General features: G+C 67.2%; 26 protein-coding genes. 9 read left to right on the forward strand and 17 right to left on the reverse strand.

What is annotated here, in order from left to right; all coding sequences use genetic code 11:
* Positions 1-249 precede the first annotated feature (249 nt).
* The 3 genes from OC159_RS17325 (at position 250) to OC159_RS17335 (ending at position 2,003) form a co-directional block, all read left to right on the forward strand.
* Positions 250-462 carry a hypothetical protein gene (locus OC159_RS17325; protein ID WP_265502455.1) on the forward strand — a complete coding sequence of 71 codons (213 nt, stop codon included), beginning with the start codon at positions 250-252 and terminating at the stop codon, positions 460-462.
* 141 nt (positions 463-603) lie between these two features.
* Positions 604-1,623, forward strand: coding sequence for an SDR family oxidoreductase (locus OC159_RS17330; RefSeq protein WP_265502457.1), 1,020 nt, complete (start codon positions 604-606; stop codon positions 1,621-1,623).
* A 131-nt stretch (positions 1,624-1,754) separates the two neighbouring features.
* Positions 1,755-2,003, forward strand: a complete 249-nt coding sequence (locus OC159_RS17335) for a WGR domain-containing protein (RefSeq protein ID WP_265502458.1) — start codon at positions 1,755-1,757, stop codon at positions 2,001-2,003.
* Here OC159_RS17335 and OC159_RS17340 read toward each other — a convergent pair.
* From OC159_RS17340 to OC159_RS17355, 4 genes are all read right to left on the reverse strand, one after another.
* A complete protein-coding gene (locus tag OC159_RS17340) occupies positions 1,985-2,164 on the reverse strand; it encodes a hypothetical protein (RefSeq protein ID WP_265502459.1) in 180 nt (59 codons plus the stop codon). The genes OC159_RS17335 and OC159_RS17340 overlap by 19 nt on opposite strands.
* Positions 2,165-2,299: 135 nt before the next feature.
* Positions 2,300-2,878, reverse strand: coding sequence for a response regulator (locus OC159_RS17345; protein WP_265502460.1), 579 nt, complete (start codon positions 2,876-2,878; stop codon positions 2,300-2,302).
* Positions 2,879-3,221: 343 nt separating this feature from the next.
* Positions 3,222-4,892, reverse strand: coding sequence for an alpha-amylase family protein (locus OC159_RS17350; protein WP_265502461.1), 1,671 nt, complete (start codon positions 4,890-4,892; stop codon positions 3,222-3,224).
* 80 nt (positions 4,893-4,972) lie between these two features.
* Positions 4,973-5,629: a winged helix-turn-helix transcriptional regulator gene (locus OC159_RS17355; RefSeq protein WP_265502462.1), complete on the reverse strand. Its 657-nt coding sequence runs from the start codon at positions 5,627-5,629 to the stop codon at positions 4,973-4,975.
* Between the two features lie 80 nt (positions 5,630-5,709).
* Between OC159_RS17355 and OC159_RS17360 the strand changes: the two genes are divergently transcribed.
* Complete coding sequence (locus OC159_RS17360; RefSeq protein WP_265502463.1) at positions 5,710-6,432, forward strand: DUF1428 domain-containing protein; 723 nt, start codon at positions 5,710-5,712, stop codon at positions 6,430-6,432.
* Here the strand turns inward: OC159_RS17360 and OC159_RS17365 are convergent.
* Entirely contained in the window at positions 6,429-7,547 is a 1,119-nt protein-coding gene (locus OC159_RS17365; protein ID WP_265502464.1) for a YihY/virulence factor BrkB family protein, read from the reverse strand. The two genes, OC159_RS17360 and OC159_RS17365, sit on opposite strands and share 4 nt — an antisense overlap.
* Positions 7,548-7,799: 252 nt before the next feature.
* On the opposite strand from OC159_RS17365, the gene OC159_RS17370 reads away from it, so the two are divergent.
* Positions 7,800-9,506 carry a catalase gene (locus OC159_RS17370; RefSeq protein WP_322626743.1) on the forward strand — a complete coding sequence of 569 codons (1,707 nt, stop codon included), beginning with the start codon at positions 7,800-7,802 and terminating at the stop codon, positions 9,504-9,506.
* 6 nt (positions 9,507-9,512) lie between these two features.
* On the opposite strand, the gene OC159_RS17375 is transcribed toward OC159_RS17370, so the two are convergent.
* A complete protein-coding gene (locus OC159_RS17375; protein WP_265502465.1) occupies positions 9,513-10,589 on the reverse strand; it encodes a glycosyltransferase family 2 protein in 1,077 nt (358 codons plus the stop codon).
* 171 nt (positions 10,590-10,760) lie between these two features.
* Here OC159_RS17375 and OC159_RS17380 point away from each other — a divergent pair, with 171 nt between their 5' ends.
* Positions 10,761-11,558 (forward strand): family 16 glycosylhydrolase, encoded by a 798-nt coding sequence (locus tag OC159_RS17380; protein ID WP_265502466.1) that lies wholly within the window; start codon positions 10,761-10,763, stop codon positions 11,556-11,558.
* Entirely contained in the window at positions 11,552-12,793 is a 1,242-nt protein-coding gene (locus tag OC159_RS17385; RefSeq protein ID WP_265502467.1) for an O-antigen ligase family protein, read from the forward strand. Before OC159_RS17380 ends, OC159_RS17385 begins: the two co-directional genes overlap by 7 nt.
* A 12-nt stretch (positions 12,794-12,805) precedes the next feature.
* Here the strand turns inward: OC159_RS17385 and OC159_RS17390 are convergent, their stop codons facing one another.
* The 8 genes from OC159_RS17390 to OC159_RS17425 form a co-directional block, all read right to left on the reverse strand.
* Positions 12,806-13,078 carry a hypothetical protein gene (locus OC159_RS17390; RefSeq protein ID WP_265502468.1) on the reverse strand — a complete coding sequence of 91 codons (273 nt, stop codon included), beginning with the start codon at positions 13,076-13,078 and terminating at the stop codon, positions 12,806-12,808.
* Positions 13,079-13,172: 94 nt separating this feature from the next.
* Positions 13,173-15,569, reverse strand: coding sequence for a GNVR domain-containing protein (locus OC159_RS17395; RefSeq protein ID WP_265502469.1), 2,397 nt, complete (start codon positions 15,567-15,569; stop codon positions 13,173-13,175).
* Positions 15,566-16,522, reverse strand: a complete 957-nt coding sequence (locus tag OC159_RS17400) for a glycosyltransferase family A protein (protein WP_265502470.1) — start codon at positions 16,520-16,522, stop codon at positions 15,566-15,568. The genes OC159_RS17395 and OC159_RS17400 overlap by 4 nt, the downstream gene beginning before the upstream one ends.
* Positions 16,515-17,498 carry a glycosyltransferase family 2 protein gene (locus tag OC159_RS17405; protein WP_265502471.1) on the reverse strand — a complete coding sequence of 328 codons (984 nt, stop codon included), beginning with the start codon at positions 17,496-17,498 and terminating at the stop codon, positions 16,515-16,517. The genes OC159_RS17400 and OC159_RS17405 overlap by 8 nt, the downstream gene beginning before the upstream one ends.
* The gene (locus OC159_RS17410; RefSeq protein WP_265502472.1) at positions 17,495-18,625 is read right to left on the reverse strand and encodes a glycosyltransferase family protein; all 1,131 of its coding nucleotides are present in this window, start codon (positions 18,623-18,625) and stop codon (positions 17,495-17,497) included. The genes OC159_RS17405 and OC159_RS17410 overlap by 4 nt, the downstream gene beginning before the upstream one ends.
* Positions 18,626-18,843: 218 nt before the next feature.
* The gene (locus tag OC159_RS17415; RefSeq protein WP_265502473.1) at positions 18,844-19,848 is read right to left on the reverse strand and encodes a glycosyltransferase family 2 protein; all 1,005 of its coding nucleotides are present in this window, start codon (positions 19,846-19,848) and stop codon (positions 18,844-18,846) included.
* Positions 19,814-20,821, reverse strand: coding sequence for a S8 family serine peptidase (locus tag OC159_RS17420; protein WP_265502474.1), 1,008 nt, complete (start codon positions 20,819-20,821; stop codon positions 19,814-19,816). Before OC159_RS17420 ends, OC159_RS17415 begins: the two co-directional genes overlap by 35 nt.
* 11 nt (positions 20,822-20,832) lie before the next feature.
* A complete protein-coding gene (locus tag OC159_RS17425) occupies positions 20,833-21,279 on the reverse strand; it encodes a hypothetical protein (RefSeq protein ID WP_265502475.1) in 447 nt (148 codons plus the stop codon).
* Between the two features lie 101 nt (positions 21,280-21,380).
* On the opposite strand from OC159_RS17425, the gene OC159_RS17430 reads away from it, so the two are divergent.
* Both OC159_RS17430 and OC159_RS17435 read left to right on the forward strand, forming a co-directional pair.
* Positions 21,381-21,872 (forward strand): RNA polymerase sigma factor, encoded by a 492-nt coding sequence (locus tag OC159_RS17430; RefSeq protein ID WP_265502476.1) that lies wholly within the window; start codon positions 21,381-21,383, stop codon positions 21,870-21,872.
* A gap of 41 nt (positions 21,873-21,913) precedes the next feature.
* On the forward strand, positions 21,914-22,669 hold the full coding sequence (locus OC159_RS17435; protein ID WP_265502477.1) for an anti-sigma factor family protein: 756 nt from the start codon (positions 21,914-21,916) through the stop codon (positions 22,667-22,669).
* On the opposite strand, the gene OC159_RS17440 is transcribed toward OC159_RS17435, so the two are convergent.
* Genes OC159_RS17440 through OC159_RS17450 form a run of 3 tightly spaced genes read right to left on the reverse strand, consistent with a single transcriptional unit; the run spans position 22,648 to position 24,373 of the window.
* On the reverse strand, positions 22,648-23,412 hold the full coding sequence (locus tag OC159_RS17440; protein WP_265502478.1) for a P-loop NTPase family protein: 765 nt from the start codon (positions 23,410-23,412) through the stop codon (positions 22,648-22,650). The genes OC159_RS17435 and OC159_RS17440 overlap by 22 nt on opposite strands.
* A 23-nt stretch (positions 23,413-23,435) precedes the next feature.
* Positions 23,436-23,786 carry a hypothetical protein gene (locus tag OC159_RS17445; protein WP_265502479.1) on the reverse strand — a complete coding sequence of 117 codons (351 nt, stop codon included), beginning with the start codon at positions 23,784-23,786 and terminating at the stop codon, positions 23,436-23,438.
* A gap of 8 nt (positions 23,787-23,794) precedes the next feature.
* Positions 23,795-24,373 carry a P-loop NTPase family protein gene (locus OC159_RS17450; RefSeq protein WP_265502480.1) on the reverse strand — a complete coding sequence of 193 codons (579 nt, stop codon included), beginning with the start codon at positions 24,371-24,373 and terminating at the stop codon, positions 23,795-23,797.
* Between the last annotated feature and the right edge of the window lie 279 nt (positions 24,374-24,652).

A 24,652-nucleotide genomic window follows, 5' to 3' on the forward strand; every position in this document is an offset into this window, starting at 1 on the left:
AGACCCGCGGGAGGGAACCGGCCGCCGGTCCCAGGCCGGTGACCCACGGTATCCAGCGCCTCTTCCGGAAACCCCAAGAAACGCCGTTCCTGATCGGGGACTAATTCAGCGTCCTGTTAATAAAGTCGCTTCATCGCCGAAACGCGAACGGGGCGCATCGCTCTTCGTCCATGTTGCATTCACGACCGAGGCTCTGGTGGCGCCCGCTGCGGAACATCGGGAAAGATGTGCGCGTCCGGGCTTTCCCTCATGGGGCATACCCTGGTGGAGCGCAACTGGCTGATCGTTTGGCGCGACCTCACCCATACCGGTGGACTTGCCGAACGGAAAGCGCGCCTGTCGCGGTATCGGACGCGTGGGGCACTGCTTGTCCTGCCGTTGCCACCATCAGACTGGACGATCGATGCCGACGGCCGGCAATGCAAGCCCATGGCGTTCCTGACGTGCCAGGTTTGGGCGTGAGCAAACGCTCCTCAGTCCGCCACCAGACCAAGCCATACGAACCGTTCCCACGGCTCGACCTCTTTCAGCGGCTGGTGGGAGGAACCCTCGAACGTCACCTCGGTTGAGCCTTCGAACAGAAGCAGCGGAGGGTAGCGTATAATGGCCAATGAAAGCAGCCGTCCTCGGGTCGTGATCACCGGTGCATCCGCCGGCGTCGGCCGCGCCACCGCAATCGAGTTCGCCGCGCATGGCTGGTGCGTGGCCCTGATCGCCCGTGGTGCGGCCGGGCTGGAGGGGGCGCGGGCCGACGTTGAGCGGCTTGGCGGGACGGCACTCGTGTTGCCCGCCGATGTGGCAGATGCCGAGGCGGTGGATCGCGCGGCCGCGGCCGTGATCGAAGAATGGGGCGGGATCGACGTCTGGATCAATGCGGCGATGGCGACCATTTTGTCGCCGGCCCATCAGGTTCGGCCTGACGAATACCGTCGCGTGACCGAGGTGACCTACCTTGGCCAGGTCTTCGGCGCACTCGCCGCCGTCAGGCAGATGTCGATGCAAGGCCACGGGACGATCGTCAGCATCGGCTCGGCGCTGGCCTATCGAGGCATTCCTCTGCAGGCGCCCTATTGCGCCGCCAAGTTCGCCGTGCGTGGCTTCCTGGATTCCCTGCGGACCGAGCTGCTCCATGACAGCAGCCCCATCCGCGTGACCGAGGTGCACCTGCCGGCGGTTGATACGCCGCAGTTTGACTGGGCACGCAACAGGATGCCGCATCGGCCACAGCCGGTGCCGCCGATCTATAGCCCCGAAGCGATCGCCGCCGAGGTTTATCTTGCCGGGCTTGCCGCGCCGCGAGAGGTCTGGCTGGGCGGGTCGGCGGTGCAGGCGATACTGGGCGATGCTGCTGCCCCGGCCATCGTTGACCGTGTTCTGGCGCGGACGGGATATTCGGGTCAGCAGACGGACCGGCCGGCGCAGGATCGCCCGGGCAACCTGTTCCAGCCGGTGGATGATCGTGTCGACCACGGCGCCCGTGGCCGTTTCGGTTCCCGTGCAAAGTCGAAGGTTCATCGCTTCCAGCCCGCCCGCCTGCGGGCCGGCGCTGCCGTCGCAGTTGCAGGCATGGCGGCGGCGGGCCTAGTTGCGCTGCTGCAGGCAAGCAAGCGCAACGGCCGCTGATGTCGGCGGGCCAGACATGGCCGCGCCGGAACCCTCCCCGCCAGCCACCCATCAATCACGTGAATCGGTTCGCGGCCACCGATTCATCGAATGCATCGGACCCTGACGGGTCCACGGGGCAGGCTGCGGACATGGCGCAGATGTTCGACCGTTCCACGACCCTCTTCCGGCGTGATTCTGCGCGGAACATGGCGCGCTTTTACAGGATCGAGATCGAGCCGGATCTGTTCGGAGGTTTCACGGTGACCCGCAGGTGGGGACGTATCGGCTGCAAAGGACAGCAACGGCGACGGTGGTTTGCAGATGTTTTGGACGCGCAAGACGACCGCGACAGCTGGACGAGCCGCAAGAAACGCCGCGGCTACTGGCCCTTGGAATGACGCTGTTCGTCGTTTTTCTGGGCCGAAAGGGCCAGCTGCAGCTCTTTCGCCAGTTCCTGGAGGCGTGGCGGGATCGGTCTCGTCTGGTATTGCGCGCGCAACTGGGACACCAGGCGGTCGAGTTCGGGAAGCGCCGTGTCGTTGTTTGAGTCCGAGGTCATGATGCCGTTTCTGGAACTGCGAGGGTCGTGGCAAGGGTGCGTCAGGCAATCATATACGCCCTGCGGCGCCGCTGCAGGAGAATTGATCCGGTTGATGCAACCTGTGTCATATTTCCCACAGGTTAGATAGGCAGGTCAGTGCAGGTGCATCCGGCCGCGTTGCGCGAATTCCCGATCCAGCAGCGTCATCAGCCAGGCCCGCAGGTCGTCGGGCCGGCGGCCTCGTTCGGCCTCGGCAATGGCCTCGACAAGGACCGCCTCGACCATCCGTTCGGCCGAACCTCCGTCCGGCATCATCCCCCGTGCCCGCTCGAGCACCTTCAGGACGACGACCGCCATATCTGTCTCGTGGTGCCGCGCGATCAGGTCGTGCTCTCGGTGAAGATTGTCCAGCAGGGGCAGGGCGCTGCTGGGCTTTGAATAGATCCCGTGCCCATGGAAACGATTTGGGATGTGACGGTGGTCATAGGCGGTCAAGAGGACGAAGGGGATGCCGCTGCTGATCAGCGTATCGGCCACTGGAAAGATCGTCCCGTCCTGCACCCTGACGTCCAGGATCGCCGCCTGCACGCTGTCCAGCCGGGCGATGGCATCACTGGCATGGGCGAATGGGCCTATCACCTCGTCCCCGCGTGCCCGAATTTCGTTGGCAAGTTTCTGGGCAACGAGGAAATCGACCTCGACCACCAGGATCTTCAGCGCCTGTTCGGTCATCCAGTCCCCCATTTGAAAGGTGCCAGTCCGGCGGACTGCCCGCACAACCCCGTGTACCATTAAGCATGTTAATCAACTGCGCGTCGATGACCAGTTAACTTCCAGCAACCGCAAGGCGGACCGGCAAAGGCACGCCGACTTGTCCATGCCGGTTCAGGAAACGCTTGCGGCGCTTGTGAAGCAGCCGAGGGGGGCAGCAGGATGTCCGGCCTCTCGACCTGGCCGTTGGCGGCGAAGGTCGGTCAGTGGCAAGGCCAAAGCGCATCGCATTGTCGGATCAGCGCAACGCTTATAGCGTTCAGGGACGCTGGCCCAGCCTGGCCCAGCCTGGCCCAGGAATGGCCTAGCCGCCCGTGATCGCCGTCGCACCGCCCGACCCTGCGCGCAGCCAAAGGGTGCCGTAGGCGGGCAGATCGACCGAAAGCGTGCCCTTGTCGCCAAGGGCATACTTGCCGCGACCAGCGATCGGCGACAGGCCTGCCCATCCGTCGGTGCCGTCGATCTGGCAAGAGGTCTTGCAGCGGGCGTCGCCAAGGTTGTGCAGCAGAAGCACCGTGCGCCCGCCCCAGTCGTAGCGCAGGCCGAGTATCCGCGCCTCGGGGACCGGGATGAAGCTGCACTGGCCGAAGGCGATCTCGGGTGTTTCGCGGCGGCGGCGGATCAGGCGCTGCATCCAGTTCAGCAGCGACCCGTCTTCCTGGTCCTGATGGGCCACGTTGATCGTGCCGGGACCCCACCCCTTGGCGCTGACGACGGGCCGGCGCAGCTTGTCGGGCGGCGCGGTCGAAAAGCCGGCAGAGGCATCGTCGGACCATTGCATCGGTGCGCGAACGCTCATCCGGCCGGGAATGTCGAGGTTCTCGGCCATGCCGATCTCTTCGCCATAGAACAGGACCGGGGCGCCGGGCAGCGCGAAGACGAGGCTATAGAGCATGCGGATGCGCGCCTGGTCGCCCTCCAGCATGGTCGGGATGCGGCGGCGCAACCCGCGGCCGAAAAGCTGCATTTCCTCCTTGGGGCCGAACGCCTTGAAGACGTCCTGCCGCTCGGCCTCGGTCAGCTTGTCCAGCGACCATTCATCGTGGTTGCGCGCGAAATGCGCCCAGGCATCGTCGCGGTGCAGGCTGGGCATCGACCGCAGACAGTGAACCATCGGCCCCGCATCCTGCCGCACCAGAGACAGCGCCAGCGCCTGGTTCATGTTGAAGTCGAGGCACATGTTCAGTTCGTCAGCGCCGTCGCCATAAAAGCGGCGCACGTCCTCATAAGGAAGGTTCACCTCGCCCAGCAGAACGGCGTCGCCCTGCCTGCGGGTGATGAACCCGCGCAGGTCGGCCAACCATTCGTGCGGGTCCAGCGCCATGGGCGAGGCGATGCCCTTGGTCTCCAGCAGGAACGGCACGGCGTCCACGCGGAACCCCGATAGCCCGATCTGCAGCCAGAAGCCGGTGATCTTGCGTATCTCCTCGCGGACGCGGGGGTTGCTGATGTTCAGGTCGGGCTGGTGGGAATAGAAGCGGTGCAGGTAATACTGGCCTGTCGGCTCGTGCCATTCCCAGTTGCTGTTCTCGGCATCCGGAAAGACCAGATCGGTCGGGCCATGGTCCGGGATCGTGTCGCGCCACACGTACCAGTCGCGATAGCGAGAGTCGCGGTCCGAACAGGCAGCCTGGAACCATGGATGCTGGTTCGACGTGTGGTTCACCACAAGGTCGGCGATGACGCGGATGCCGCGGTCTGCGGCGGTGCGCACGAATTCGACGAAATCGCCCATGCTGCCAAGGCGCGGGTCGATGCTGTAATAATCGGTGATGTCATAGCCGTCGTCGTGGTTCGGCGAAGGATAGAAGGGCATCAGCCAGATGCAGGTCACGCCCAGCCCCGCCAAGTGGTCGATGCGCTGCGACAGCCCGCGGAAGTCGCCGACACCGTCGCCGTTGCTGTCCTGAAAGGTTTCGACGTCAAGGCAATAGAAGACTGCGTTCTTCCACCAGACGTCGCTGGTCAAGCTCATGTCCATGTCGTGCCCCCGTCCTGCCATCTGCGCCCTTTCTGGGGCGTCAGCGGTGGTAACGCGGCGTCACCCACGCAGGTTCACCCGGTGGCTGGGACGCGCAGGCTGAAGTGGTCGACAAAGCCTTGGGCGGCGGCCTGATCGCCATCTATCCGGATCCGCCCGCGCCCGGCCAGATCGGCCAGCGGTGCGCCGCCATAGACTGCAGCCGCAAGGTCGTTGCCGCTGCCGTGCAGGACGAAGGCCGCGTCCGGCCTTTCGACCGCCACTGTCGATATGTCGGCCACCCCCAGGCGCATCTCGAACGCCTCGGACCCGAAGTCGAAGCCCGCCCGCAGCGGGTCTGCAGGGTGCTGCTGCAGGGTGACGCCCATCGAGATCATAAGTGCCGACGGGCTGATGAAGCGCGACGGATCGTGCCCCGGCACGGTCAGCGCCCAGTGACACAGCGCCCGAAGCACGGGCAGCAGCCCAAGCCCTGCCGGCGTCAGGCAATAGATCCCCAGGCGGCTGTCGTGCCGAACGATGCCCACCGCCTGCAACTGCGCCAGGCGCCCGTTCAGGACGCTGGCCGAGATGCCGGGCAGTCCCGCCCGCAGCATCTGGAACCGCTTCGGCGCAAAGACCAGTTCGCGCACCGCAAGCATTGCCCATCGGTCGCCCACAAGGTTCAGGGCGTGGGCCGCGAGGCAGCCCTCGTCATAGCGGATGCGCAGGTGTTCGCCATTCGTCGTCATGAATCAGAACTAGCAGTTGCTTTTCACTACCGCAAGGCGCACCATCCGGCCGAAGCACGACAGCATCAGGAGAAGACGAGATGACCTATTACACGGGGTGCATCGCCGCCGTTCCGACAGCCAACAAGGATCGCTACATGCAGCATGTCAAAGACTGCTGGTCGATCTTCAACCGTCACGGCGCGTCGCGGATGGTCGAGGCCTGGGGTGCCGACATCAAGAAGGGAAAGGTCAACGACTTCTTCGGGGCCGTCGAGGCGACCGATGACGAGACGGTCGTCTTCTCTTGGCTGGAATGGCATGACAAGGCTGCGGCCGACGCCGCATGGCAGGCCATGCAGACCGACACCGACATGGCAAAGATCGCGATGCCCTTCGATGGCAGCCGCATGATCTTCGGCGGGTTTGAACCCCTCGTCACCGGGGGATCGGACAAGAACGCGGGCTACATTCAGGGCTTCGTGCTGTCCGTGCCCCAAGGCAACCGCGAGGCCTATAGGACGATGGCCGACCAGGCGTGGGAGGAGATGTTCCGCCCGAAGGGCTGCCTTGGCAACTATGAGACCTGGGGCGTGGACGTCCCGCACGGCAATCGCACCGACTTCTACCGCGCGAGCAAGGCCGAGGCCGGAGAGGTGCCGGTCTTCAGTTGGACCGCTTGGCCCGACCGCGCCACCTGCGATGCCGCCAGCCGCGCGATGGAGGCCGAGATGGAGGGCAAGGACTTCCCCGACATGCCCTTTGACGGCAGGCGGATGATCTGGGGCGGCTTCGATGTAATCTTCGATTCCGCCAGCGCCTAGTCGCGCGGCTTGCGGACCGACTTGAGGATTGCCGAACCCAGAAGAAGCATCGACATGGACAGATCCGCGCGCGCGGTCGTGGCGCCCTTGCCGCCGTGACCGGTGTGGCGGGGCTGCCGGGTCTTTCCGGTTTCCCCGCCGCGCGAGGGGCGGCTGCCCGGCGGCGTGTCGGCCTTGACCGCGTCGCGTGTGCCCATCGGACGGGGGGCCCCCGTCGTCGTGTCGCGCGGCGTCTGCTGTTCGGTTTCGGCATTCAGTTCGGCGCCCGCCAGGACCACGAAGGCCGACAGCCACATCCATGTCAGCAGGATGATGACCCCGCCGAGCGCGCCGTATGTCTCGGTATAGGACCCGAAGTTGCGGACGTAGATCGAGAAGGCGACCGTACCCAGGATCCACAGCACGCTCGCAGCCACGGCCCCCACGCTGACCCAACGCCATTTCGGCTCGGCGCGCGAGGGGCCGAAACGATAGATGACGGCCAGCGCCAGCATGACCAGAACGGCCATGACCGGCCATTTCAGCCAGCCGACCGCGGTGGCCAGCGGCTCCGGCAGATGACCGAGCGCGGCCAGCGACGGCAGCAGGACCACCAGCCCCAGCCCGACGATCAGCCCCAGGATCAGGCACAACGTGATCAGGAAGGCGGTCAGATAGAGCCGGATCGTCCCGCGCTGTTCCTGTTCGTCATAGGCGATGTTCAGCCCCTCGATCAGCGTCAGCACGCCTTTCATGGCGCCGTAAAGCGCGATGGCTACGCCGATGAAAGCGACGATTCCGGTGCCGGTCTGATCCCCGCCCGCGACTTTGTCGACCTGCTCCTGCAGGATGCCCGCCGCGCTTTCGGGCAGCATCGACACCACGGTCTGCAACTGCGCCGCGATGTCGGCCGGGTCCATGACCAGACCGGCAATCGAGATCAGCGCCGCGATGGCCGGAAAGACCGACAGCAGGCCATAGAAGGCGATCCCCGCCGCCACGACAGAGATATGATCCGTTGTGATCTCGTCCTTGACGCGCCACAGGATCTGCTTCCATCCAGTGGACGAGACCTGTCCCGGGGTCTGGGCATCATCGCCCGCCGTGGCCGTCACCGTTTTGTTGCGTCCTGTCACCTGTCTCACTCCAGCCAGCTTCCCCTTGGCCGCGACGGGCCTGGACCATCTTGTCTGCGTAACAGGGCGAAACGGCAAATGTTCCTGAACGGCCTTGGCAGCAAGACCGGCCGAGGGCATGATTGCCTCGAAACAATCCGGGCGGCCGCGCGTTGTGCGGCTCGCATGACCGGGCCAGTCCTGGCCGGGCCGCGGAGGCATGCCTTCTGCCGGTCCTCGGTCACAACCTGACGTGAAGAAGGATGCGACACGATGACAGACCGCAGCGATGACACCATGCGTCCCGCCGGAACGCCGGACCGGGTACTGACCAACCGGCAGGGACACGCCGTGTCCAACAACCAGTCGCAGCGAACGGTCGGAAGCCGTGGGCCGGCGACGCTGGAGAATTACCAGTTCCTCGAAAAAATTTCCCACTTCGACCGAGAGCGGATCCCCGAGCGTGTCGTCCATGCCCGTGGCTTTGTCTGCTATGGCGAGTTCGAGGCGACCGGGATGTTTGGTGACGAACCCGCCAGCACCTATACCCGCGCCAAGCTGTTCCAGGACAAGGGCAAGAAGACGCCGCTGGCGATCCGTTTCTCCACCGTGATCGGCGGGCGCGATAGCTCCGAAGCGGCCCGCGATCCCCGCGGCTTCGCGGTCAAGTTCTATACCGAGGACGGCAACTGGGACCTGGTCGGCAACAACCTTGCCATCTTCTTCATCCGCGACGCAATCAAGTTCCCGGACGTGATCCACGCGCTGAAGCCCGACCCCGTGACGTTCCGGCAGGAACCGAACCGCATCTTCGACTTCATGAGCCAGACGCCCGAAGCGATGCACATGCTGACGCACCTGTTCAGCCCGCGCGGCATCCCGGCCAGCTATCGCCACATGGAGGGCTTCGGCGTCAACACCTACAAGATGGTGAACGCGGACGGCGACACGGTGTTGGTGAAATATCACTTCCACCCCCGCCAGGGCGTGGCCAGCCTGACGGCGGCCGAGGCGGCGAAGGTGCAGGGCCAGGACCTCGGCTCCGCCTCCAAGGATCTGTTCACCGCGATCGAGATGGGCAACTTCCCGCAATGGGACATGTATGTGCAGATCATGGAGGATCACGAGCATCCCGAACTGGACTGGGACCCGCTGGACGACACCAAGATCTGGCCGGAAAAGGACTTCCCGCTGCGCCATGTCGGCACAATGACGCTGAACCGCAACGTCGAGGATTTCTTCAACGAGAACGAGCAGATCGCCATGGGCACCGGCGTGCTGGTGGACGGGCTGGACTTCTCGGACGACAAGATGCTGGTCGGTCGGACATTTTCCTATTCCGACACGCAGCGACACCGGGTCGGGCCGAACTATCTGCAGCTGCCGGTGAACCAGCCGCGCGCGGCGGTATCGACGAACCAGTCCGGCGGGCAGATGTCCTATTATCGCGACATGGCGCCGGGCCAGAACCCGTCAGTGAACTATGAACCCTCGATCCACAACGGGTTGCGGGAAGCCGAGCGGCAGCCGAACAACCCGCCCGAGATCACCGGCCACCTGACCCGCAGCGTGCTGGAGCGGCGCAACGACTATGTCCAGGCGCGCGGCCGCTATTGCACCATGATGGAGTGGGAGCGCGACGACCTTGTCGCCAACCTCTCGGACCTGCTGTCGCAATGCGAACGCGACGTGCAGGAACGCATGGTCTGGCACCTGCTGATGGTGCATGACGACTATGGTGCGCGCGTGGGGCAGGCGATCGGGATCTCGGCCGATGATGTTCGAGGTATGGCGCCGCTGGACGGCCAGGTGCTGACCGACGACGACCGCAAGCGGCTGGAGAACTTGGGCCGCAACGGCGACGGGATCGACGCCGGGGTCTGGGGACAATGGACCAGCTCGGTCGAGAACCGGCAGGCCAAGGCCGAGGATGTCTTGGCCGGGTCGCTGCCCGAAACGCACAAGATGGCCGCGCAGTAGCGGCCTTCAGCGGACGGCCTTGTCCAGCCACCGCGCCCAATCGGGCGCGTCTGGGGGCAGGGCCGTCCGCCCCAGGCTTGCCTCGGCCGCAATTGCGGCAGCCGACGAAGCAGGCGCAGAAGCCCAGGCCTCGGCCGGATCTGGCATCGGTTCGCAGGCAACCGGACCCGTCGCGGGGCCAGCGCCCTGCGCGGCACTGCGCCGGCGGCGATCCTGCAAGCTATCGACAAGGCGACGCAGCATGGCCGGATCGGCCATGCGGGGCAGCATTCGGGCGATGCGGCGGGCCTTGATGTCCCGCACCAGCCGCTCGTATCGCAGGGTGCGGCGCAGGTGTCGGTCGACCGCTGCGGCGGCCTTCTGCGCCGCTGGGTCCGTCATCGGCGGCAGGGCACGATGGGCCGCCAGCATTGCCGCCATCCGGTCAACCGACAATCGGTGCGAGATCGAGGACCCGTGCCGGCGATAGGCATAGAGCGGGTCCGGCAACAGCACGTATCGCGCCCCGTCAAGCAGGATCCGCAGGATCAGATCATAGTCCTCGCCGATCTGCAGGCGCGTGTCGTATCGATGGCGCCCAAGCACCCGGCGAGACATCAGCGGCTTCAGGTAACCCAGGCCCGGCACGTTCGGGTCGCCGCTGTTCGCACGCAGGAACATCGCGGTGTCGATGATCATCGGGCGGTCCATCGCCAGCGGCTGCAACAGGGTCCGACCGCCCTGCGCCTCGGGCGCGCCGAAATGCACCAGATCATCGGCCACGAGGTCAGCGCCCTGCCGTTGGGCCGCCGACAGCAGCCGCGAGAGGCGCTGCGGGTGGATCAGGTCGTCGCTGTCGACAATGGCGATCCAGTCACCCCGGGCCGCATCCAGCGCTCGGTTGCGCGTCGCCGCAGGTCCCTGGTTCTGTTCCGAGGCCAGTACCCGCACGCGGTTGTCGCCTTGGGCTATCGCGCGGGCGATGGGGACGCTGTCGTCGTCTGATGCGTCGTCGGCAAGGATCAGTTCAATTCGACCGTAGGTCTGATCGAGGACCGAACGCATCGCCTGTTCCAGAAACGAAGCGCCTTGAAAATTGGCCATGATGACGCTGACGAGGGCATTTTCCGGTGAAATGCCGACAACTGCCCCGGACGGCGCCAGATGTCTGTTGTTTTGCATCTCGGCCGTTCCGCCCCGTGGTTGACCCGACTTCACCTGAATTTCATAACCATGTGTACAGGGTGCGACAACAGCCAGGCACCGCAAGGAAAGATGATGCCATTGATGGTGCAGATCCTGGGCACGGCTGCCCGCTTGAGCGGCGCGATCGCGATTGCCGTGGTGGCTGGCACAACAGCCGCAGCGCAGGACATGCTGATGCGCCAGGGGTTCCGCGACGACTTTACCGCGCCGATGCTGAACACCAAGCGGTGGTTCATTTCGGACGGCTGGACGAACGGCAAGCATCAGGATTGCGAATGGTCGAAGAAGGCCGTGTCGGTGCGGGAAGGTTTCCTGCGCCTGGCGCATATTCCGGCAGAGGGCGACCGGAAACCCCTCTGCGGCGAGATCCAGGCACGTGCCTTCCTGCAATACGGCACGATCGAGGCGCGTGTCCGCACCCCAAGGGGATCGGGGCTGAACGCCTCGATCTTCACCTACACGGGTCCGACCTACAAGGCGCCCCACGACGAAATCGACATCGAGGTGCTGACACGCGACACATCGGAAATCACCTTCAACACCTTCGTATCCGGCAAGATGGCCAATGGAGAGGTCGTCTCGGTCGACCCGCCCATCGACGAGGCGTTCCACACCGTCGCCATGACGTGGGAACCTGACCGCATCACATGGTACCTGGATGGCCAGGAGGTGCATCGCACCGCCGAAGGCTCGGAGCTGCCCGATCATCCGCAGAAGATCTACATGTCGTTCTGGAGCACGACGATGCTGATTGACTGGATGGGCGAGCAGGGGCCGCGGGAAGGACCGCTGGAATACCTGGTCGACTGGGTGGCCTACACGCCGGCCGGTCAGTCCTGCCTGTTCGAAGGCTCGGTGACGTGCTGACCGGACTGCCGATACACCACCATGTGCGCCGGCCGCGCCCGGCAAACCGGGGGCTGAGGCTGACCTGGTCGAACGACGTCCTGGCCGCCAGCATCGCGATCGGCGGGCTGGCACTGCTGCCAATGCTGGGTTCAGTGGCGGCGCTGGCATTCTTGGCGGCCGGGATGGGGTTGATCGTGACCGGCCCGGACAGCACCTTGCGCGCCCTCCGCCGCGAATGGCTGGTCGTTGCGATGGCGGTCTGGTGCCTGGCGTCATTTGCCTGGTCCGACTATCCCAGCGTGACCATCCGCTATGGGTTGCAGCTGCTGCTGACCGTGCTGATCGCCATCGTGATCTGCCAGCGGATACCACCGCGCATCCTGATAAAGATCGTTCTTGCAACGCACCTTGTAGCGGGTCTTGCAAGCCTTGCGTCCGGCAGGGCGCGGGAAGTGGGCGGTTTCCTGGGGATCTATGGCAGCAAGAACGCGCTGTCGGCCGCGATGGGGCTGCTGTTCCTCGTGGCTCTCACCGTGCTTCTAGACCGCCGGATGCCGCGGATCTGGCGGCTTCTCGGGGCAGTCGGAAGTGCCCTCGGGCTGATGCTGCTGGTCATGGGCCAGTCGACCGGCGCGCTTGCCGCGGTGATCGCCGCCATCCTGGCATTGGGGCCGATCCTGCTGCTGCAACGGCTGACCCCCCCCGCTCGGTTGGTCCTGACCGTCCTGACCCTCGTGCTGATGGCGTCGGCTGCTGTGATGCTTTCCACGATGGTCGACACGCTGGCGCTGATGTTCCTCGATGCGACCGGAAAGGACGTGACGCTGACCGGGCGCACCGATCTCTGGCGCATCGCCTTTGACGAGATTTCGGAACGCCCCTTTTTCGGCGCGGGCTTCCAGGCGGTCTGGGTCCACGGGAACCCCCTGGCGGAAGAATTGTGGGAGATGTTTGGGATCAAGTCGCGCGGCGGCTTTCACTTCCACAACACGCTGATCTCGAACGCGGTCGAGATCGGGCTGATCGGCGCCGCGATTCAGGGAACGATCTTCTTCATCGCCTTGTGGTACAGCCTGAACTGGACCGTCCGCAGCCATTCCGGACCGTCGCTGTTCATGGCCCTGTTCATGGTCCGTCAATTCACGTCGATGGGGGTAGAGGTCGTGTATTTCTTCCAGTTCGACATGTTGACCCTGCTGACGATTGCAGCGCTCTACTATGGGCGCAGCTACAGACTGTCACAGGGGGGCTGACTTGATCTGGCGTCAATGGCGGGTGTCGGCAGCTACCTTGTCCCACCGCGACCCCTTCTTGTCCGCCCCGTCCTGCTTGCCCTGTCCCGCCCCGCGACGCTTCCCGTCGCGCCTGAACCGGCCGGCCTGAAACGCGACATAGAGGACGACCATCACCTGCGCCACGACCAGCAGGATCGCAAGGTGCATCAGGATGGTCCAGACCGACAGCCCCTCACTGATCCCCAGTGCCGCGACCAGGACCGTGGCAGCGCCGACGGCGACAAGATAAAGAACAACGAACATTCATCTCCACCCCTTCGCCCACCGATAGTACAGGGGCAAAGGGCAGCGGGGAAGAGCTTTCCGCAAGCGCCAGCTGGCACCAGGCGCCTGCGCGTCAGCGGCCGGTGCCTGAAGGGGACACCAGTATCGTCTCGACCGAACCCGGCACCAGGAACGACTTCAACCGGCGCGGCACCATCCGGTCATAAACGACGCCCAGGCAATAGGCCTCGAGCTGCGGGTGGTTCGTCAAAACGGTTTCCACCATGTCACGCGGAGTCTTGCCCCACTCCGCGACGATGACGAAGCCCGGCAGCTCCTGCAGGATCGCGAGGCCCTGTGCACCCGGATAGAGCGGCGGGACGTCCAGCACGACGCAGCCGAATTCATCACCGATCTGGTCCAGGATCATGCGCAGGGTCCGTGCCACGGCCAGGTCGTCGCAGGCCTCGCTGCTGGCAAGGCCGGCTGGCAGCACCGTCAGGTGGCTGTGCTTGACGTCCCAGAGAAGCGATCGCCAGTCGCCCGGGTCCGCGGCAAGATCGCCAAGGCCCCGCTTTTCGTCCAGGCCGACGATGTGACTTAGCTGCCGGTCCCGGCGGTCCGTGTCGATCAGCAGCACCCGCCGCCCCGAGGATGCGGCCGTCTGGCCAGCCAGGTTCAGCGTGACCGTCGACCGGTCCTCGTACCGGTGGAACGACGTCATTCCGATGACCGGCAGCGAAGAGCTGCGGCCGCTGGCGGCCAGCCGGATATGCCGAAGCGTTTCGGAATAAAGCGAGTCCGGGTGTGCCAGAACCGGAATCGGAACGGGCGGGATCTCTGGCCGCGTCACCGCCGGCAGGGTCGATCCGCTGGCGGTGCTGGCGCTTTTCGTCAGGCGCAGCAGCGGCGGCACGGCGCGATGCGACCGGCCAAGCATCGGCAGATGGCCCAGAAAGGGCAGGCCCGAACGGTCGGTGACGTCGTTGGCGGTCCGCATCGACCGGTCGCGCGCCTCGCGCAGCGCCGCGCGGGCAAGGCCGAAGAACAGGCCCAGTAGTCCTGCAGCGATGGCTGTCCGGGTGGTCGCGGGACCCGACGGGATGTTCGGCACTTGGGCATGGGACAACACGCGGACGTTCGACACGGGGAAGGACTGCTGCTGCTCGAATTCCTGCGACCGCGTCAGCGTGGTCTGGTAGAGGGTCGAGAGCGTCTCGGCCTCTTGCTGCAACGAACGCAGCCGAACCAGCGCCGCGGCCTGTCCCGCATTCGTCTCTGTCACCTCGTCAAGGCTGCGCCCGAGCGCGTTGACGCGCTCCTCGGCCACGGCCAGTTCGGTCCGGGCCTCTTGGCGGCGGGCCTGCAGCTCGATGAACAGGCGTTCGGCAGCGCTGTTCAGCGTCTCTCGTAGCCCCGCGACCTGGGGATGATCCGGCCCCGAACTCTCCACCAGCTGCTGCAGCCTGGCGGTGATGTTGTTGTAGTTGTCCAGCCGCGTGCGCAGCGAGTCAGACACCGGCCCTCCGATGCTGAGGGAGCTTCCGGCCCTCAGCCCCTCGACGCCCCCAGTGACCGCCTGGTCGAAAATGTCCAGAAGCGCCTGCGCGCGGGCGCGTTCGCTGATCGCCTCGGTCAGGCTGGCGTTCAGCTCTCCCTGCGCCTGTTCGCCCAGAAGTACGCCGGTCGAGGACATGGCCAGCTGGTTCTCGGTCGCGAACTGCTCGGCCGCGTCGGCGGCGGCCTGGGCCTGGGCGCGCAGCTCCTTCAGCCGATCAAGCATCCACGCGCTGGTCTGCCCCACGGCATTCGCGTTCGAGGTCAGGATGTCCTGCGCATAGGCATCGGCATAGGCGTTGGCGACGGCCGCCGCATAGACCGGATCGTGCGAGACATAGTCCACCGACACGGCGCTGCTGCGGCCCACACGGGCGATGGTAATCCCCCGCTGCAACATCCAGGTGGCGCGGCGGGTGCGCGGGTCCACCCGCTCGGCGGTCGCGTCCTGCGCTTGCGGTGCCACGTCGTCCTCGGGCTCGGGCTCGGGCGCGGCGGGGCTGATCAGCATCGTCACCTTGTCCTTGATCCGGTTGACCGGCAGGAACAGGGTGCCCAGGAAGCGGTCGATCCCGGTCGTGACCGGCGAAGTCGGGGGCGACAGGAAGGCTGGGTCTTCGGCCAGTCCGGTGATCTCCAGAACGTCATGGGCCAGCTTGTCCGACGACATGACGACTCGGGCGTTCTCGATGGTCTCCTCGGGCATGGCGCGGCCGTCGATGCCGCCGACCTGGCGGATCGAGTTGTTCATCGTTCCGTCCAGAAGCAGCGTCGCCGAGGCGCTATAGGTCTCGGGCTTGGCCAGCGCATAGACCAGCCCCAAGGCCCCCAGCAGAACCGCCGGCAGCAGGATCGTCGTCTTCTGCCGGCGCAGCGCGGCCATCATCCACCGCAGCTCGATCGTCTGCGTCGGGGGCGGGGGCGACGCGTCCGGAGAGACCGGTTGCAGATAGGGTCTGAGTTCGCGGGTCATCGCCTTCCTTTCGAACTGCCGGGCAGTCCGGGCGAGCTTCCATAGAGTTCGACCTGGCGGGCACCTGCCAGATGCAGGGTTGCGCCAAGATGCAAGGCGGCGCGCATCAGTTGGGGGTTGCGGCGGGCGGGATCGGCGGCACGGGCCGCCGCCATCGCGCAGCAGGCGAAGGCCTTGACCGCCGCCAGCGCGGCGGCGCCGACGCGGCCAAGACGGCCACGACCCCTGGCGACGATGCTGGCATGGGTCTGCCCCATCCGGTAGCGTCGGCGGAGCAGCCACGGCAGCGTGGCGCGGCCGGGCGGCACCGCCTCGTCTATGACGGCGGCGGGGGCGAAGGCGATGCGGCCGCCAGCGGCCAGATAGTCGGCAAACCAGGCGGTATCCTCGCCGCCGCTGCGGCCGCGACGGGGATCGAAGCGCAGCCCGCGCCAGGTCGGGTCGGCCATGTCGATCATGTTGTTGCCGGTATAGCCCGCGCGGATCCGACCGTCGGACGCCATCACGGGGCGGTTGTCATGGGCGCGCGTGCTGACCATCCAGGCGGGCACCTGCGGCGGATAGGCGGCGTTGACCGGGCCCAGAACCGCCCCGGCCGGATCGGCCCTCCAGGCGGCGACCAGTTGTTGCAGCCACTCGGGCCGGGCGGTCTGGTCGTCATCCAGATAGATGAACAGCCGCGCCCCGACCGCCTCGGCGTGATCCAGCAGCGCGTTCCGCGCGATCGAGATGTTGCCGGCCGGGGCGTGCAGATAGACGATCGGCACCGGGTGGTCCTGCGCCACGCGCGCCACGAGGTCCCTGGCCGAGGGCGTGTCGTCGTTGTCGGCGACGGCGATCCTGACACCCATCCCGCAGGGCTTCAGGTCGCGCAGCGATGCCAGCGTCTGCGCCAGCTCGGGCCGGCGGAAGGTGCAGATGCCGATCAGGACCGCGTTGGACATGTCAGCCATGGTGCAGCCCCCCTTTCCGCCCCACGGCCAGCCATTCGCGCCAGAAGCCGAAGGACCAGGCGAGATGCATGGCACCGGCGAAGAACCCGGCCGGAAGACCGGCGAGGCTGCGGTTCGTCGCCGCGATGGCGATGCCCCCGGCCAGGCAGGTCGCCAGCCACGCCAGCAGCGGCAGCGCAAACACCCACGCAATCGGCGTCAGCACCACCAGGGCCAGCGCCGGCGTCAGCAGCGCCACGACCGCCTGCCGTGCGCCGGGGCGGGCGCCATGTTTGGACAGGTTGCGCCGTCGTCCCCGACCGAAGGCCTGGTACTGGCGCATCAGGGGCGCAAGGCTGCTCCGGGGGACATAGACAAGCCGGGTGCGGCCGGTCAGCCAGATGCGGTAGCCGGCCTGCTTCAGGCGGTGATCCAGCTCCGCGTCCTCATTGTGGCTGAATGCCTCGTCATAGCCGCCGACGGCCCTGAAGGCCCTGATGCGCATCAGCGCGTGGTGCCCGTGATCGACCCAGGCGCCCTTGCCGGCCAGCCGGTGCGCCGACCCGCCATTGCCGAGCCGAGAGTTCTGTGCCGCCGCGATGGCGCGCTGCCAGAAGCCCCGGCCGCGGGCGTCCATGGACACCACGACGCTGTCGGCGCCGGTCGCCGCGGCCTCGGCCAGCAGCGTATCGGCGAAATCGCCGGGGTAGAAGCTGTGCGCATCCATGCGCAGAAGCCATGTGGCGTCGCCGCCGATGCGGGCGACGGCGGTGTTCACGGCGGCCGCCTGCAACCGGCCCGGATTGTCGATCAACCGGATGCGAGCATCCCCGGCCGCGGCCTTTTGCACGATGTCGCGTGTCGCGTCGGTGGAGCCGCCGTCGGCAACGACGATCGTGGCACCCTCGGCGGCGGGAAAGGCGCAGACACTGGCCAGCACGTCGGCAACATGCGCGGCCTCGTTCAGGGTGGGGATGACGATCAGCAGCCCGCTCATGCCGCCACCTCGGAGAGGGGCGGTGCGGTCCCGCAGATGGCGCGGGTCAATGCACCGCATTCGGCGCGGTCCATGTGCAGCCGGTCCCGGGGGATCGCGGCCAGCGCCTGGCGGAACCGGGCGAGGGCCTGCGCATCAAGCGCCGAAAGCCCGGAACGGATCGCCTCGTCCTCGGCCGAGGCGAGCGTGGGGCCGCAGCCCCAGGCCTGCACGTGGCGCGCGACCTCGGTCCCGTTCAGCACGATGGGAACAGCGCCGTTCAGGCACCCTTCGTAAAGGCGGTTTGGCAGCAGCCAGTCAGAGTTCTGGCCCGCCTGGTACCGGTCGATCAACCAAGCCAGGTCGACTTCTCCATAGATCTTCGCCAGATCGTCCGGCCACCGATATGGGCCCAGATACTCCATGTCCGGGTTCGTCGCGATGACCTCCTGGAAATCCGGCAGCACGTCCAGCGCGGGACGCCCGCGAAGGACCACGCGGAAGCGGCCCGGCGCCGCGCGGGTCAGCCTGTCCAGCGCCGCAAGCGAGAACTGGCAGCGCAGCATGCCGAACCAGCCGATGACCAGCCTGCCGTCATCCCGCCGGGCAGCGGTCGGGGCTGCCGGCAGCGCGTCGGAAAAGGGCTTGTTCTCGACCAGCAGCGGCGGGATCTGTGGCTGACCATAATCGCCCAGGTAGCGCGACAGGAACGCGGGCGATGACACGACGACCAGTGCCGAGCGACGCATCAGCGCCGCCTCGGCCTTGCGGACCGCGCGGGACTTGGCGCCGGTCCCCAGCACCATCGCGTGAATGTCCAGAAGCTCGTAGACGAGGCGCAGGGGCCGCCGCCGCTGCAGAGCCGCACCCAGCATCAGCATCTCGAGGTTGCGGGCCAGGACGACCTCGGCCTTGCCGGTCGGTGGCAGAAGCCGCGCGATCCGGTGCAGCGCCGCCGCGACCGCGGCAACGCGCTGGACCATCCGGCCGTTGGCCGTGCGTCCCAGAACGATGGCGGGTTCAGGTAGAGGGCCCCCCGACCGCCGGAACCCGGCCACCCGAACCTGCGCCCCGCCGCGGCGAAGCATCTCGACCCTGCGCCAGATCGAGGGATCGTCCAGATCATGCGCCAGATAGGTTACAAGCACCTGCCCGCTTCTCCTTGGCCAAACATACCACCGACCCCAGGAACGGTTGGGCCGGCTGTCACCATTTGCACAGCTGTGTAACAGGCCGATCACTGTGGTCCTTACCTTGCCGTGAAAGGCGGGTAAACCGATCGGGTGGGGTCGCGCGCCCCTGTGGCATCTGCTGATGCATCGGGCATCGATCTGCCCCGAAACAGGCAGGGGCGCCGCATCCGGCATCATCTTCCGTCCGCACGCGCGTCCAGCAGGTAGCGGACCTTGACGGCATCATGGGGCACCGCCGCCAGCCCAAGCCGCTGCATCAGGGCCAGGCGCTTGTCGCGGGCGGTCAGCAGCAGGATCGGCCAGATCCGTGCGGGGTCCCGCAGCGCCTGCGCCGCCGCATGGCCCAGACCGCCGCTGGATTTCCGGTCGAGGAACAGCCGGTGATGATACTTGTTGCGGGTCAAGAGTTCTTGCTTGGCCAGCATGTCGCGGGCGTCGGGCGGCAGCGGGTCGTCCGACAGGATCTGCCGCGCGGCGCGCGAGAAGCTGCCAAGGTCGTCGGTCCGGTGCCGCGCGCTGAGTGAATTGCCGCGTTGGAAGGCGACGTAGCCGCAGGACCGGATCGTCAGAAAGCGCGCCCCCTGCGCCATCAGCCGGACGTAAAGGATGAAATCCTCTCCCAGCCGCAGGGTGCGGTCATAGTGCAGCCCCGTCCGGGTCAGCACGTCACGCGAGATCACCGGCTTCAGAAGGCCGGTCTCGTTCCGGCCCATCCGGCCCGAAGCGAGGTTCCCGGCGATGAAGCGGGTCAGCGACAGAATCTGCGGGTCGTCGGCAAACTGCGGCACCGTCAGCGCAGCCGGGTCGTCGCGCAGGCGGTCGGGGACCAGGGCGACGTTGTCGGCGGCCAAGTCCCAGCCCTGATATGCGAACAGGCGCCGGAAACGGCCCGGCAGGAAGGCGTCGTCCGAATCCAGGATTGCGATCCACGGTGCGGTCGAGGCACCGATGGCAAGGTTCCGCGCCTCGGCCGGCCCGACGTTCTTCGCCAGCGCCATGACGCGCAGGCGACCGCTGCCGTCGTCGACCGTCCGTGCCACCGCGGCGGTGTCGTCATTCGACGCGTCGTCGACAATCACGACCTCGGCGACCTCTGGCTCGGCCAGCGCCGACCGGATCGCCTGAGCGATCGTGCGGCTGGCATCATGAGCCGGGATGATGACGGCGACCTTGTTCATTCACGAGCCTTCGCAACTTGCCGGTGTTGTGCGGGCAATAACGGCCAGCCGCAACCCGGCCCCGCCCCATAGCCTTGCTTTGCAACAGTTTGCTGACGACAGAGGCCGGATTGGGCGCAAAACAGGCAGCACGGCGAGGTTTTTCACCGAAGCGTGACCGGCCGCACCTTCTCGGCGCCGCGTCGCACAGTTCCGCGATGCTGAGAAGGCCCGCGCCGTAGACGGGATCATGGTCCGGCGCGCCGAGGTCGGCGGCCTTTTCGCGCAGGACCCGCTTGACCTCGGCCGCGGGCAGATTGGGGCGGTTCTCGCGCAGGATCGCCGCCGCGGCGGTGACGAAGGGCGCGGCGAAGGACGTACCCGTCTTCCACCGCGCCCCCGACACAGATGCCGCCGTCCAGACATTCACGCCCGGCGCGGCAAGTTCCACATGCGGCCCCCGCACGGCGCGGCGATAGACGCGCTTGCTGCCGTCGACGGCGGTGACGGCGATAACCGGATCATAGGCTGCGGGATAGGCGGGCGGGGCGGTGGGCCCCTCATTGCTCACGGCGGACACGACGACGATGTCGCGCTGGGTCACCAGGTCGGTCACGACCCCGGCCAGCGCGTCGTTGTCCGGTCCCGCCAGGCTGAGGTTCAGCACGCCGATCTCGCGCTCGACCAGCAGGTCAATGGCCCGCAACAGCGAAAAGACGTCCGCCCGCTCGTCCGTGCCGACGCGGTGAAAGGCGTCGACCGCCACAAGCCGCGCCGCCGGCACGAGGCCCGGGGCGCGCGTCGCCGGATCGCCGACCAGCAGGGCCGCCACGGCCGTGCCGTGCAGCTGCTGGGACGGGTCAAGCTGGGCCGGGCCAAGGTTGTGCAGGTCCAGCCGCGCGCCCTGAAAGGTCTCGTGATCCTTGTTGATGCCGGTGTCGACCATGCCGATGGTCGCGCCGCTGCCGCAGGAGGGCGTCCGCTGGCGCGGCATCGGCCAATCGATCAGCAGCCTGGCCGGGCACTCGGCGCCGTCGCAGGTCGCATCGAAGGCCTGCTCGGTCCGGTAGAAATGGTTGAAGTCGGCGTCAGACCCGCTCGGCAGGGCACGGCCCGCGCGGCCTCCAGGCTCCGGCCCGGCGGGATCGACAGCTTGCGCGCCGTCGTTCCCAAGGCGGGCAGGCCCACGTCCTCGATGACACCGAAGCCTTGGGCGATGAGGCTGTCCAAGTCGTCGTCGTCCAGCGCCAGGGCCACGATCTCGTCCGGGGCGAAATCCGGCAGCGGGGCCGGTGCGACGGCAACCGGCCCATCGTCACCCTCATCGTCGTCGTCGTCATCGTCGTCGGCCCAGGCCGCGCCGGTCGGCCACGGGGCATCCGCAGGCCAGGGAACGACGCCCGCCGAGGCGATGGCAACGCAGAGCAGGAAGATCAACGGTTGTCTTGGCACGGCGAGTTTCCCCCGATACGGCTAGGCCCGACATGAGGACAACGTGGCGCGACGGATTTCATTCCACGCCTGCCGGACATCTCACCGAGGGCCCGTCCCGGATGGAAGACGCGTTCGAAGCGGACCTTGTCGCGGCGCTGCCGCAGCTGCGCCGTTACGCCTTGTCGCCGTGCCGTCAGGGCGCCATGGCGGACGACCTGGTCCAGGGCACCGTGGAGCGTGCCGTTGCGTCAAGGGGGCGGGTGGACCCGGACATGCGGCTCGAGGCATGGCTTTTTCGGGTGCTGCGCAATCTGTGGATCGATCAGACCCGCCGCACCCGCACCCGGGGTGTCGAGTTGGACGTGACCGAGATGCCCGAGGCCGCCATCCATGACGGCGAACGCGCACTGGAATCGGTCCTGATGCTGCGCAAGACCGAGGTCGCCATCGCCACGCTTCCCGCCGATCGGCAGGACGTGCTGCGGCTGGTCTGCATCGAGGGCATGTCCTATTCCGAGACCTCGGAAATCGTGGACATCCCGATCGGCACGGTCATGAGCAGGCTTGCCCGCAGCCGGGTCGCGCTGCCGCAGAAAGCGGGAATAAACTGACGCCGCGGACGTTGACGCAGGATGTCGAAAGAAGAACGAAGATGATGGATCACGGCTTTTCCGACGAAATCCTGATGTCTTATGCGGACGGGGTGCTTGATGCCGAAACCTCGCAACGGCTCGAGGCGGCGCTGGCGCGGGACCCGGCGCTGGCGGACCGGCTGCGGCTGTTCACCGGCACCCGCGACGTGCTGGCAGAACTGCGTGACGCGCCCCCCGCCGAGCCGGTGTCGGACGAGCTGATGGCCCGCGTGCGCCAGACGCTGGACGCGGCCAAGGCGCCGGGCAGGGTGGAGGCCTTCCGCCCCCGCGCCTCGACGGGGTTCGGCGGCTGGCGGGGGGGGCGCGATCGCGGCGTCCTTGGCGCTGGTGGTCGCGCTGAGGACGGCTTCGGCGTTGGCAGGCTGGGCCCCGACGACGCCCCATCTGGCGTTGCGGCACCGGAACTGGCGGACGCCCTGTCCCAGCTTCCCAGTGGCCGGACGCGCAGCCTGACCGGGGCCGAGGTGGCCGAGGTGTCGTCGTTCCGCACCGATGGCGGCGAATTCTGCCGCGAATTCGAGCTGGCGCAGGAACGCGGCAGCACGCTGACCTCTGTCGCGTGCCAGGCCGACCGTGGCTGGGACCGGCGCTTCGCCGTCGCCTCTGGCGGCGAGGTCGAGGGCTGTGCGCCGGCCTCGGCGCTCGACACGCTGGAAACCTATCTGAGCGGCATCGGCGCGGGAACCGCGCTGTCCCCCCGAGGAGGAAGCGCGGCTGCTGGGCGAATGACAGGTCAGGCGGCGCGGGTCGCCTGATCGCGCCGCACCGGCCGGATCACCGCCACGTCCCGGCGCGACAGCAGGTCGGCCATTCGCGCAAAAGCGGCGGCGTCCAGCCCCGGATCGGCCACCACGACGCGGGGACGCAGCAGGCGCATGCGCACCAGCGACACCGCCGTCCGCTCTCCCTGCGTCAAGTTGCGGCCGCCTTCGGCGACGGTGCCGGTCAGCCCACCCAAACGCTGCATCAGCGGGCCAAGCCCCTCGGCCAGAGCCAGCTTCTGACGCTTTTCATCCGTCGGGCGGTTCGTGCAGCCAAGCGACAGCGCCCGCCGCAGGGGACCGTGAAGGATCTCGGGCGCCGGGCCGATGCGGGCCACGCCGCGCCTCAGGCTTCCGCGGCCAAGTTCGTGCAGGTCGACCCCAGACAGCAGGATGCGTCCCTCGGCCGGGCTGTCGAGGCCCAGCAGCAGGTCGGCAATTGCCTCGGCGTCGATCCCGGACAGCGGCAGCTCGGCCTGGATGGCGGCAGGAACCGATAGATCCAGTACCGCACCCGACGGCAGGCGAGCACCTTCGAAGAGGACCTCAACCGGTCCCGCGGGCAGCGATTCAGATGCGGCATAGACGTCACGGGCCTGCCGCGACAGCGCCGCGCTGGTCTTTTCGGCGGCGGCGCGAGAGGCCGCGTGGTGGTTGAAGATGCCGCCGAGTTCCCGCAGCGGCAGGACCAGCAGCCCCATCGCGGCCAGGCCCCCGGCAATTGTGCCGGGCGGCATCTGCAAGCGGTATCCCAGCAGGATCAGCGCGGCCGCCGCCGCACCCGCGCAGAGGTCGGGCAGCGCCTTAAGCGTCTCGGCAGCAGGCGGTGGCGCAAGGCGGCGCCGATCATGGCGTTGGTGCGGCGGTCAAGCTGCGCGATTTCGGTCCTGCGGCGGCCCAAGCGGTCCAGCTGCGGGGCAAAGGGCATCCGCTCGGCCATGTCGGCGGCGATGCGGGCGCGCCGGGCGCGAAGGCGACGGGTCAGCGGCACAAGGCGCCGCCCGCCCGCCAGGCCCGTTGCCAGCACGACGGCGGCGGTGGGGGCCGCGATCCACAGGAACGCAGGCTCCATCAGCCACAGAACGGCCAGCGTCACCGGCACCAGGATCACCGCCGAGATCAGCTTGGGCAGGCCCAGCCCATCCAGTTGCGAAACGCCATCATGTCGCCGACGAAGCGCAACGAGACATATCCCGCCCGGCGGCGGGCTGCGGCACTGGCCGGCATCGCCGCGGCGGTGGCAAAAAGTCTGGATCTGCCGGGCATCCCGGTCAGCGCATCGGGGCGAAGGCCGTGGCGCGCCAACTGGGCGACACCACCCGCCGCCGCCACCGCGTCGCCGCAGGCGACGACCAAGCCCGACATGCGCTGCCGCAGCCAGGGGTCGGCGACCAGCTGCCCGGTTTCCCGCTGAAAGAGGCCGTCGGCGATCTCCATCACGGCAATCTGGCACCCTTGGACGGCGGCGTGGGACAAGAGCCGCTTGATGCCGTCCTTCACGCGTGCCAGGGGTTCGCGATAGGTTGTCAGCATCCGCGCGTCGGTGAAGTCGGCCACCCAATGCGCGCCCGCGTCGGCATATTCGTTGTAGTCCCCGAAGGCGCCGGTGCCGGTGCCCTTCAGGGCCGCCACCCGATAGCCGGCGCGCCGCAGACTCAGGGTGAGCTGCGCGGTCGCCAGCGTCTTGCCCGAGTTCATGGCCGTTCACAGCACGAAAATCACCGGGATCTGCGAGGGGCCGGGCAGCGCGGGCAGCGCAAAGCGCGCCAGGTTGACGGGCACGCCGTCAGCGTCCCCCAGGCGCCCGACCGGCAGCAGCCGGGTTGCGGGCTTGATGCGTCAGTTGCGGCGCAGCTCTAGCAGGCCGCTGAAAAAGTCGGCTCTCGACGCGGTTTGCGGAACATGATTCACCCTTGGCACGACAATGGCGGGGGTGATGATGCGTGGGGCGGACAATACGAGCGGATCGCTGTTCAG

Source organism: Paracoccus beibuensis (assembly GCF_026162625.1).
Taxonomy (GTDB): Bacteria; Pseudomonadota; Alphaproteobacteria; order Rhodobacterales; family Rhodobacteraceae; genus Paracoccus; species Paracoccus beibuensis.